1 protein-coding gene is annotated in these 12679 nt (G+C 70.9%); it reads left to right on the forward strand.

Annotated features, from left to right (window positions below; all coding sequences use genetic code 11):
• On the forward strand, positions 1 to 12679 hold a 12679-nt coding region (locus MFF42_RS07705), incomplete at both ends, for a beta strand repeat-containing protein (RefSeq protein WP_507763104.1).

Raw genomic sequence — 12679 nt, forward strand, 5'->3', positions numbered from 1 at the left:
GCGTCGGCCTCGCGGGCGGCGGCGCGGCCGGCGTCGGCGTCTCGGGCGGCGGCGCCTTCGCGTCGAACCGCATCCTCGGCTCGGTGAACGCCACGGTGGATGCGAGCCGGATCACCACCGCGGGCGGCGGCGGCCTGACCGTGACCGCGACCGGGTCGTCCGAGATCACGGCGATCATCTCGTCGGCGGCCGCCTCCGGCGGTGGCGGCGGCGCGGCCGGCGTCGGCGTCGGGCTCGGCGTCAGCGGCGCCGAGAACCGGATCGGCGAGTGGCTGAGCGAGGGCGCGGATGCGGACCGCAAGGACACGCTGAAGGACAAGGGCGCCGTGGCCGTGCAGGCCTCGGTGAAGAACACGATCCTCGACGTCGCCGGGGCCCTGACGGTTCAGGCGACGGCGAGCCAGAAGATTTCCGCGGCCGTGATCGCGGCCGCGGCCGCGATCCAGGGCGGCGGCGCGGCGGGCGTCTCGGTGACCGCGGCCGGCTCCGTCACCGCCAACGCCATCGGCGTAATCACCTCGGCCACGATCGACGGCGACGGGACCGGCGCGGGCGCCGGGATCAAGGCCGGCAGCGTCACGGTCACCGCCGCCAACACGGCCGAGATCTCGGCGGTGACCGGGGCCGCCTCGCTCTCCGGCGCGGGCGGCGGCGCGGCCGGCGTCGGCGTGGCGGTCGGCTTCGCGCTGGCGATCAACAACATCGCGGGCGGCGTCCAGGCCTCGATCGCCAACGTCGATGCCGGTCTGACCACCCGCAGCGGCGGCGTCACGGTCGGCGCCCGCAGCAGCGCGCGCATCCGCGCGGCCTCGGCGGCGGCGGCCGTCTCGATCGGCGGCGGCGGCGCGGCCGGCGTCTCGGTGAGCGGCGGCGGCGCGGGCGCGCTCAACGTCATCACGATGGGGACCAATGCCTTCGTCGCCGACAGCCGTCTGACGGTGCGGGGCGGCAAGTCGGCGGTCACGGCCGACGCCGCCTCCGACATCCAGGCCCTGATCACCGCGGCCGCGGCGGCGGCGGGCGGCGCCGGCGCGGCCGGCGTCGGCGTCTCGGTCGGCATCGGCGGGGCCGAGAACCGGATCGGCTCGTGGTCCGTCGCGCGCAACGGCGACAAGCGCGACGTCACCCTCGGGGACAGCGCCCCGGTCCAGGCCTATCTCAGCAATGCGAGCGTCGATTCGGACAACGCGCTTGATGTCACCGCGACCTCGAACCAGACGATCCGGTCGGCCGTCGCGGCGGTCTCCGCCTCGATCCAGGGCGGCGGCGCGGCGGGCGTCAGCGTCGCCGGGGCCGGCGTCGCCTCGACCAACCTCATCGCCGTGGCGACCCGCGCCTTCATCGACGGCGACGGCGCCGCCGGCGTCAGCGCATCGAAGATCGCGCTCTCGGCGAAGGACACGTCCCGCATCACGGCGGTCGTCGGCTCAGCCGGCATCGCCGGCAGCGGCGCCGGCGTCGCCGCCGTCGGCGTCACCGTGTCGCTGTCGCAGGCCACCAACATCGTCGGCAACACCGTCGAGGCGATCATCCGCAACGCGGAGACCGGCGTCACCTCGACCTCCGGCGACCTCTCGGTCGAGGCCGAGAGCGGCGGCTCGATCCAGGCGATCGCGACGGCGGCCTCCGTCAGCGTCGGCGGGGCGGGCATCGCCAACGTGCGGGTCGCCGGCGGCGGCGCCGGGGCGGTCAACATCATCACCACGAACACCCGCGCGGCCATCGAGAAGGCGGCCGGGCAGACGGCCCTCAACCGGGTCACGAGCGGCGCGGGACTGCGCGTCGGCGCGACGAGCAGCCAGGAGATCAAGGCCACGGTGGCCGCGCTCTCCGCGGGCGGCGGCGGCGCGGGCATCGCCAGCGTTCCGGTGGCGATCGGCCTCTCGGGCGCCCAGAACATCATCGGCAAGTGGACGACGGTCAGCGGCGGCCAGCGGCTCGACCAGCCGACCCTCGACACCAACGGCGGCGCCAAGGTCGAGGCGGTCATCGCCGACACGGTGGCGAACGCGCAGGGCGCCGTCGCGGTGACGGCGACTTCGGCCGGGACCATCGACACGACCGTGGCGGCCGCCTCCGTCGTCGTCACCGGTGCCGCGGTCGCCGTCGGCGTGGCCGGCTCCGGCAGCTACTCGGGCAACGCGATCAGCTTCGCCACCAACGCCGCGATCACCGGGACCGCGACCAGCGTGACCGGCGCCGACGTGACGGTGTTCGCCACCAACCGCTCCGCGATCAGCGTCGATGTCGGCGCGGCCGCCGTCGCCGCCGCCGGCGGCGGCGTCGGCGTCGCCCCCTCGATCAGCGTCGCCACGGCCCTGAACGTCATCAACAACGCCGTCACCGCCGGGATCGACAGCGCCACCGTGACCGGGCGCACCGGCGCGATCCGCGTCTCGGCGCAGGTTCCGGCCGACGACCCCAACACCTCCGCCGTCGAGGGCGCGAGCATCCGCGCCCGCGTCGCCGCGGCCGCCGTGGCCCTCTCCGGCGGCGGCGTGGCCGTCTCGGTGGCGGGCGGCGGCGCCGTCGCCACCAACATGATCGGCGGCACCACCCGCGCGCGGGTCAGCGAGGCCCGGCTGAAGGCGGCGGGCGACGTCGCGGTCGCGGCCGCGAACAACAGCCGGATCGAGGCCGAGGTCGCGGCGCTCGCCGCCGGCGCGAGCATCGGCGGCGTCGCGGTCGGCGCCAGCATCGGCACCGGCGTCGCGGTCAACGTCATCGGCAGCGCCATCACGCAGACGATCGACGGCCGGGACAAGACGACCCAATCGGGCGGCCTCGTCATCGAGGCGCTGTCGAAGAACACCACGATCGAGGCCGGCGGCACGCTCGCCGTCACGGCGGATTCCGGGCAGACGATCCGGGCGACGGTCGCGGCGGGCTCCGTGGCGCTCTCGGGAGGCGCGGTCGCGATCAGCGCCGCCGGCGCGGGCGCGGGCGCGCACAACCGGATCGGCGCGCTGGTGAGCGCGTCGATCGACGGCGACGGCGCGGGCGACAAGATCACGGCGGGAGACGTCACGGTCGCCGCGCGCGACAGCTCGGTCCTCGCCGTCGAGACCGGCGCGGCCTCGGTCGCGGCCGCCTTCGGCTTCCTCGGCGGCGCCTCCTTCTCCCTCGCCGTCGCGGCGGCGGACAACGTGATCGCCAACAGCGTCACGGCCGCTGTCCGGAATCTCGGCGGATCCGGCGGCCTCACCGCCCGCGGCGCGGTCAGCGTCACCGCGAGCGAGAACGCGAGCCTGACGAGCCGCTCCCGCGCCGCGGCCATGGCCGGCAACGCCGCGGTCTTCGGCGTCGCCGTCGCGGGCGGCGGCGCCGGCACCGGCGACACCGTCACCAGCACGACGAGTGCCGGTATCTACAACAGCAAGGTCACGGCCGCGGGCGACGTCTCCGTCCAGGCGAGCGACACCACCACGGTCGATTCGCAGGTGCTCGGCATCTCCGTGGCCGGCGGCCTGCTGGCCCTGGCGGCCGGCGGCTCCGTCGCCAAGGTCGATGTGAGGCCGTCGGTCGAGGCCAAGCTTTCGGGCAGCACGATCGCGGCCGACGACGTCGTCGTCACGGCGACCGCGATGCCGACCGCCTATGCCAGGGCCACCGGCATCAATGCGGGCACCGCGGCGGTCGGCGCCTCGACCGCGCTCGCCAACGTGGCCGCCACCGTGGCGGCCTCCACCGACACCACCGGCCTCACCGCCAACACGGTGACGGTGCTGGCAAGCCTCGCCCGCGGCGCGAACCCGACCGCCCAGGCCGAGGCGACCGGCGCGGTCGGCGGCCTGATCGGCATCAACTCCACGGTGACCGAGGCGACCAATTCCAGCCGGATCACAGCCAGCTTCGGTACCGGCACCGTGCTCAACGTGGCGCGGGCGGTGTCGCTCGCCGCGTCGAGCACGACGCAGCAGCGGTCGAACGCCAACAGCGCCAGCCTCGGCCTCGTGGCGGCGGGTGCGACGGTCTCGCGGGCGGAATCCGCGACGCAGACCGCGGCCACCGTCACCACCACGGACACGATCCGCGCCGGCTCGTTCTCGCTCACGGCGACCGGGGCCGACGACAACCTCGCGGCGGGCACCGCCGGCTCGGGCGGCCTCGTCTCGGGCGCCGCCGCCGTCACCACCACGACGACGGGCGGCAGCACCGCCGCGACCCTCGGCAGCGGCGCCAAGGTCGACCTGATCACCGGCCGGACGGGAAGCGGCCTGTTCTTCCTGAACGCCGACCACACCGCGACCACCAACGGGCAGATCACCACCAACAGCTACGGGGCGCTGGCCGGCAGCGGCGCCCAGTCCACCAACACCGTCACCCATGCCGCGACCGCCGCGGTCGGCGCCGCCGCCTCGATCCTCGCCTACGACATCACCGGCAGCGCGCGGAACGCGGTGCTCAAGCCGCTCCTGTCGAGCCCGAACATCGACGGCAGCACCGGCGGCCTCGCCAGCGGCGCCGGGGCGACGAGCCGGACCGAACTCGGCCTGTCCACGGCGGTGACCGTCGGCACCGGCGCGAGGCTCGAGACCACGCGCTTCACCGGCGCCTACGGCAACGTCACGCTCTCGGCGCTCAACGACGTCAACGTCTCCGACAAGGTCGTCCTGAAGACCGCCGGCGCGCTCTCCGGCGCGGGGGCCACCGCCTCGCTCTCCGGCCGGAACGGCGCCGGCCTCGACGCCACGATCACCCTCGGGGACAACGCGGAGATCCTGACGCTCGGCAATCTCACCGCCAACGCGAACACGCGGGTGACCGCCGCGATCATCGCGAACACCGAGACCTACGGCGGGGCGACCGTCGCCACCGGCGGCACCGACATCACGCTGCGGCCGAACAATGCGGTCACCGTCGGCATGGGCGTCCACGCCAAGGTCTACGGCAACCTGACCCTGGCCACCGGCAAGCAGGCCGACCTGCGCGACGACCGCTACGACCTCTCGGCGCGCACGGACACCTTCGCCGGCAGCGCGATCCCGATCCAGTCGATCAGCGCCAACATCGACCTGAAGCAGGCCAACACCATCACGGTCCGGTCCGGCGCCCTGCTGGAGACCGGCGGCGACGCCGTGTTCAACACCAACTGGTTCGGCATGGCCGGCGCCGACGCCAAGGCGAAGGGCACGAGCTGGACCACGGCGCTCGCCGGCGCCGTCGACAGCCTGCTGGGCGGCAACCCCGAGTCGGTGCAGGCGGGCGACGCCACGACCTCCTCGATCGGCCGCGTCATCATGGACGGCACGGTCCGCACCGGCATCATCAGCGACATCAGAATCGTTCTCGATCAGCTCGGCAACCAAGCCGGTACGCCGATCACCTACCAGGCGAACGGCTACACCTACGTCCTGGGAGAGGCGGCCGGTAAGACCATCCTGACGGGCACGATCTATCTCGGCGGCCAGGCCATCGACGCGAACGGCAACTTCGTCACGGACGGCACGACGCCGAAGACCTTCACCCTGAGCCAGGATACGGGCGGCGCGACCGCTCTCCTGACGGCGCCCCGGCTGCCGATCACCATCGCGATGGGGACCGAGCAGCAGCGCTCGGGCCTGATCGAGGCCCTGCAGGACGCGATGGCCAAGAAGAAGGAGTACACGCGCGACGCGGGCCTGCAGGAATTCTACAACGGCGAGGTCATCCGCATCGCCGGCATCCTGAAGGCGCAGGGGCTCGCCGAGATCTTCTACAACAGCGACGGGAGCATCGCCGGCGTCGGCGCCGTGCTCAAGCAGGTCCAGGTCGTCACGATCGGGGCCTTCACGGCGGGCGCCGGACGCATCGCCGTCTTCGCGGACGACCTCAGCGGCAGCGGCGCCTTCGAGGCCAAGGAGAAGGGCAAGGTCGAGATCGAGAACAACTCGTCCGCCTCGCTGCGGATCGGCGGCATCACGATGCCGGAATCCTCCGGCGGCCTGACCTATAACGGCGTCAAGGTTTCCCTGGCGAGCGAGGCCGAGGCGAAGAAGAAGATCAACGACATCAACGCCCAGAGCGCGGCGGAGGACGGCTATACGCCGGGCAGCGTCGCGTTCTCCCGGATCGCTTCGGGCGGCAGCTTCACCAACGCGCCCGACAGCACCATCACCATCGTCAACAACCTGGGCGTCACCACCGCTCCGAACGGGACCGACATCCCGGCCGGTGCCCTGATCATCGCCGGCGCGATCACCGCGCCGAACGCCATCCTCACGGCGACCAGCAAGGGCGACCTCTTCGTCGATGCCGGCGCCCGCATCATCGTCAAGGAAAACAAGTCCAAGGCCAGCGGCTCCGCGTCGGTCGGCGGAGCCGGCTCGATCAGCGACAAGTCGGTCTACGAGGTCGGAGGCACGCCCTACTCCCAGGTGAAGGGCGCCTTCGTCTCCGACGGCTTCGCGCCCTCGCGGGTCGAAGACATCGTCGCCAGGCTCTCGGTGAAGTCCGGCGAGCCGAATCTGCAGGCGAACCAGATTTCGATCAACGCGCAGTACGTGAACATCAACGGCCTGATCCGCAGCGGCGTCTCCGAATACAAGATCACCATCGACCAGGATGCGATCCGTGAGATCGAGGCGGCGCTGGCGAACAAGACCGGGCCGTATATGACGCTCAGCCGCCTGTCGAAGGAGGGGCTGTTCACGGTCCAGCTCGACACGGTCAACGAGCAGCTTATCGTCAAGGAGCTCGTGACCTACGGCGGCTACGTCGAGATCACCGGCAACATCCTCAACACCGGAAACGGCACCGGCCGGATCGAGGCGCTCGCCGGTTACTCCAACATCGTCATCGAGAACGGGTCGAAATACGACGTCGTCCTTGAGAAGCTGGACAACAGCAGCCGCGGCGCCGGCCGCGTGGTGCTGAACGACCTGGCCTATTCCGACGCCAACGTTCGCTACCGCAGGACGTCCTACAGCTCGACGAAGGACAGCGCCGGCAACAACGCGGTCTCGACGCTCGTCCGCACGATCTACAACGACGGCAAGGGCGACCCGACCACGGTCGCCGGTGCCCCCGACCAGACGGTGACGGGCCGCACCGCGACCTACACGCCCAAGGACGGCTGGCGCTACGCCTACGCGGTCGGCCAGACGTCGACCAAGTACGAGAAGACCGTGACGGGAACCTCGTCCTGGCTCGGCATCGACGCGCTGGCGAAGGATCCGGCCAAGATCCAGGGCTTCAAGGAGGTTGCCACCGGCGACGTGACGATGCTCGCGTCGGGGACCTATTACTATCTCGATGTCAGCAACGACGCGGCCTACACCTTCCCCACCATCAACAATCCCAAGGTCACCAACCTCTCCGGATACAGCGCTCCCAGGATCACGGATTCCTGGCAGACCAGCACGTGGTACGGAAAGAAGACGTACTACACGGAGTGGACGCGAGAGCAGCCTCGGGAGACGACGGCGACGGCCAACATCCTCGCCGACCGTCCGATCCAGGTGTCGTTCTACGGCTCCGATACGGGCGACATCCGCATCACCTCGACGGGCGCCGGAAAGGTCCTGATCAAGAACGGCATCGTCAACAGTTCGGGCAAGGTGACGATCGACGCCGTCGGCTCGATCGAGCAGATGAACGACGCGGCCACGATCTCCGCCGCCACCGTCAGCCTCACCTCGCGGGCGGGCAGCATCGGCAAGGGCTCGGCCGTCCTCGGCAATGACGCCTCCGGAACGGGCGTCATCGCGGCGGCCGATGCGCAGGCGCTGCGGATCGACGGCGTCTTCAGCACCGACAAGGACGGCAAGCGGAGCTACACCGCGCCGGTTGTGCTGAGCGCCTCGGCGGCGGGTTCGGTCTACATCCAGAACGTCGGCCTGCCGGCGCTGACCATCGACACCGTCAGCGCGAGCGGCGGCGACGTCACGCTCGTCTCGGCGCCCGGCATCGTCGTGGCGGCCGGCAAGGCCGGCTCGATCAGCGGCGGCGTGATCACGCTGGCCGCCAAGTCCGGCGATGTCGGCTCCGGCGACGTGACGGGCAGCACGATCCTGAACCTCAAGGGCGGCCAGACGCAGCGCGACCGGGTCGATATCCTGGCCGGCGGCAACGTCTCGATCCGTCAGACCGCGGGCGACCTGCGCCTCAACAGCCTCACCGCCGGCGGCGACGTCGTCGTGCAGGTGTCGAGCGGCAGCCTGCTCAACGTGAACGACGTCGTCGTGCGCGACGAGCGCAAGGCGGCCGACCTGATCAAGGGCGTCTGGAAGGATCTCGCCCTCACCGGAAGCGCAGCCGAGGAGAAGTTCAAGGCGACGCTGAGCGCCTTCGAGAGCACCCGCGAGCGCGAATACAACGCCTACTGGTCCTACCGGAACCAGCAGGCGAACCCCGCCGTCTACGACGCCGGCTTCGAGGTGAAACTCAGCAGCCAGTCCGGCGAGCTGCAGTATTACCAGTCCCTCTACCGGGACGAGGCGACGCGCAAGGGGCTCACCGGCAGCGCCGTGACCGACTATGTCGGCAAGGCCGTGGCGGCGATCGAGCAGAGCCGCACCGCGCAGTATCGGACGCTGCACACGCAGTACGGCCGCTTCGGCGACGTCTATCACGCCGATCTCGCCGGCGATTACGCGACCTACTGGGCCATCCGCGGGACGCAGGCGAACGGCAGCGCCTTCGATGCGGGCTACACGGTCACGGCGACGGCCGAGGTCCTGGCCAAGATCCAGGCGGCGACCCGCGCGGCGCCGATCTCCGGCGATCCGCTGGTGGCCCGCGTCACCGCGCAGATCGCGCAGATCGAAAGTGCGCGCGGCAACGTGCGCCTGAGCGAGGCCGAGATCCGGGCGCTCTACACGACGGCGCTCGACGCCGAGGCGCGGGGCGCGACGCTGGCGGCGGATGCGTTCGAGGCGCTCTCGAACTACGACACGGCCTACGCGCGCTACGAGGTGCTGAAGGCCAGCCGCGTCAACGGCGCGATGACGCTGACGACCGCCGAGCGCGACGCGCTCCGCACCCAGTTCGGCGGCGACGCGACCGGAAGCACGCTGACCGGGTCCGCCAAGGACGCCTACATCGACGGTCTGATCAAGGCCGTCCAGGAGGCCCGCGCGGACGAGTTCGCCAAGCTCTCGGCCCTCTTCTCCGACGTCGCCAAGGGGGATCAGAGCACCTTCACCGCTCAGTACAGCCTGTACCTGAAGCTGCGCGGCTCGCTGGTGAACGGCGTGCCCGCGCTGACGAATGCCGAGCGCGCGAGCCTGACCAGCCTCTTCGGCACCGATGCCACCGGCGCGGCGCTGAGCGGCGCGGCGAAGGACAGCTACGTCGCCGACAAGATCAACGCGACGCTCGGCGCGCGCGCGGCCGAGTACACCAAGCTGAACGCGATCTTCGCGAGCGCGGCGGCGACCGATCATGCCCGGCTGAACGCGATCTTCGGAAGCAGCGCGCTCACCGACTACGTCGTCGATCAGCTCCAGCAGGTCGAGGCGTCCCGGACGATCGACTACCGGAACCTCGCGCTGACCTTCGGCAGCTTCACGGCCGGGACGGTCGACTACGACACGGCCTACGCCCGCTACGAGGTGCTGAAGGCCAGCCGCGTCAACGGCGCGATGACGCTGACGACCGCCGAGCGCGACGCACTCCGCACGCAGTTCGGCAACGACGCGACCGGAAGCACGCTGACCGGGTCCGCCAAGGACGCCTACATCGACGGTCGGGTCAAGGCCGTCCAAGAGGCCCGCGCGGACGAGTTCGCCAAGCTCTCGGCGATCTTCTCGGGCATCGCCAAGGGGGATCAGAACGGCTTCGCGACGCAGTACAACCTGTACTGGACGCTGCGCAACGCGCTGTTCAACGGCTCGCCGACGCTGACGACCGCCGAAATCGACGACCTGACGAGCCTTTTCAGCACCGATGCCACCGGCACGGCGCTGAGCGGCGCGGCGAAGGACGACTACGTCGCGGACAAGCTCAAGGCCACGATCGATGCGCGCAAGGCCGAGTACACGAAGCTGAGCGCGCTCTATTCCGGCTTCGGCGATCGTTACCTGCCGAAGCTCGTCACGGCCTACCAGCTCTACAGCGAGTACAAGGCGAGTGCCGACGCGGGCGGCACCGTGCGGATCACCGGTGCCGAGCGGACCGCGCTGGCCGTGCAGTTCGCCGACCAGGCCAAGTTCCAGAGCCTCGGCGAGATCTTCCTGCAGGCGGAAACCGCCAAGAAGGTCGTGGCGGCCGAGACCGCGCTGAAGGCCGCCTACGCGCAGCTCCACGCCGAGTTCGGCAGCCTCGGCGACGCCTATGACGCGTCGCTGGTGGACGGGCGGTCGGATCAGGACAAGGCCCGCTACGAGACCTACTGGAGCTACCGCAACCAGCAGATCGACCCGGGCACCTACAACGCGTCCTTCGCGCCCCGGCTCGCCGGGCAGGCGCTCCTCGATGCGGTGAGCGCGGCCCGTACGGCCGCGGCGGCTGAGACCGCGACCGCCAGCTCGCCGGCCATCACGGCCGCCCGCCAGGCGGCCCAGGATGCGCGCGGGGCGGCGCTGACGGCGCAGTACCGGGCGCTCCACGGCTTCCTCAACAGCCTGCCGGCTTCCTACGGCGAGAACGCCCTGACCGCGCAGAAGCAGGACGCGCCGGCCTTCTTCGTCGACAAGGCCACCGCCGACGACATCAATGCCGGCATCAAGCGCTGGACGCAGGACGAGTTGCTGAGCGCGGTCGGGCAGGGCCTCCTCAAGGAGGTGCCCAGCACCGTGATCGACATCCAGAGCCCGATCATCAAGGGCCGCTCGGTCACGCTCGTCACGGCCAACAATGTCGGCTCGACCAGCGGCACCACCCTGATCGCGGTCGGTCCCGGCGCGCCGCGCATGACGACGGACCAGCAGATCGACCTCGCCGCCGCCGAGCGCAGCGACCTCGTCTTCCTGACGAAGGCGCCGATCACCGCCAGCGTCATCTTCGCCAACAACGGCACGACCGGCACCGTGACCCGTGCGGATGGCGGCCTGTGGGATCTCACCGCCTTCACGAAGGACGGGAAGCTCATCGACGCCACGCTCTTCATCGGCGGCCTGACGCAGAACGCCACCGCCGAGACCAGGGCCTATTTCAAGATCGTGTCGGTCACGGACACGGTGATCACCGTCGCCTTCACCAGCGGCAAGAGCTTCCAGGAGGGCATCGCCCGCAACGTCACCTTCGGGGCCAGCGTCGCGGTCAGCAGCGAGGCGCCGCGCGCCTCGGCGACCATGTCGGTCGATCGCCTCAAGGCCGCCCCGACCAGCGTCGACGTCAGCTTCAGCAACGACGACGCGACGAACCAGGGCGTGTTGACCCTCGCGAGCGGCACCTGGGACGCCTCCCTCTACAAGGTCGGCGACATCCTCTTCATCGCGGGCGACACCACGAACACCACGGCGATCGCCACCAACGTGTTCAAGATCGCCGCGATCGCGGGCGGGGTGATCCGCCTCGAGGCCGGCCAGCTCTTCGATACCACGGGCGGCCTGAACGGCCGGCTCGCGGCCACTGTCGAGGTCGGCGTGCGCGCGACCGCGGCCACCGGCGGCGTCACCGTTATCAACCGCGTCCTGTCCGACCGGGATGCCAGCTTCCTCGCCGACGGCTTCAAGCAGGGTCTTCGGATCGGGCTTGCCGGCGCGTTCGGCGTGAAGACCGCCAACGCGACCGGGGCCGAGACCTATTACGAGATCGCGAAGGCGACCCGGGCGACCCTCGTCCTCGACACGAGCAACCTCACCGCGAGCAAGCTGGCGCCGACGGCCGAGGTCGGCCGCAACCTCGTCGTGTTCCAATCGGTGAAGGACGCCGGGAATCCGTTCAACCTCGTCACCCAGCTCCTGATCCAGAAGCGCAAGGCGGTGGTGCTGGAGACCGCCGGATCGCTCGACGTGAGCGCGGGCGGTCAGATCTTCATCACCACCCCGTCGGCGGTGACGGTCGGTCTCGTCACCTCCACCGCGGGCAAGGAAATCCGCCTCAAGGGCGACAACGGCCTCGCGAACGGGGGCGGCGCCGCCGACACGAATGTCCGCGGCGGCGACACGATCCTCGAAGGCGGCCGGGGTGCGGTCGGCAGCGCGCAGAAGGCGCTCGGCGTCGAGCTGACCGGCACGCTCGCCGTCCGCAGCGCGGAGAACATCTACGTCACCGCCCGCGAGGGCGATCTGAAGCTGGAATCCGCCTTCTCGAGCAAGGATATCGTCTTCACCGCCGACAAGGGCAGCATCCTCGACGGCGTCCGGACCGACACCACCAAGATTTCCGCACGCAATCTGACCCTGAAGGCGGCCGGATCGATCGGCAAGGCCGGTCCGAACGCGAATACCCCCGATGTGGGCGCCGACGCCATCGAGGTGAAGCTCACCGGCACCGTCCGGGCGAGCGCCACCGGCGCCATCGTTCTGACCGAGACGGCGACCGACCTGAGGGTGGTGGCGATCACCACGACGGGCGACGTGGTCCTCAGCGCGCAGGCCTCGATCCTCGACGGCGGCGACCTGACGAACCCGCGCGACATCGACTCGGCTCCCGTCACCGGCGGCAGCGGGGGCGCCAATGTCAGCGCCCGCTCGATCGTCCTCAACGCGCGCGACGGCATCGGCGTCAGCGGCGACGAGTTCGAGTTCGACAGCAATGTCGCGGCGCCCGGCCGTCAGCGTGACGCGCCCGGTCGTCGTGCCGCCGACATTGC

Source organism: Methylorubrum podarium, assembly GCF_022179745.1.
Classification (GTDB): Bacteria; Pseudomonadota; Alphaproteobacteria; order Rhizobiales; family Beijerinckiaceae; genus Methylobacterium; species Methylobacterium podarium.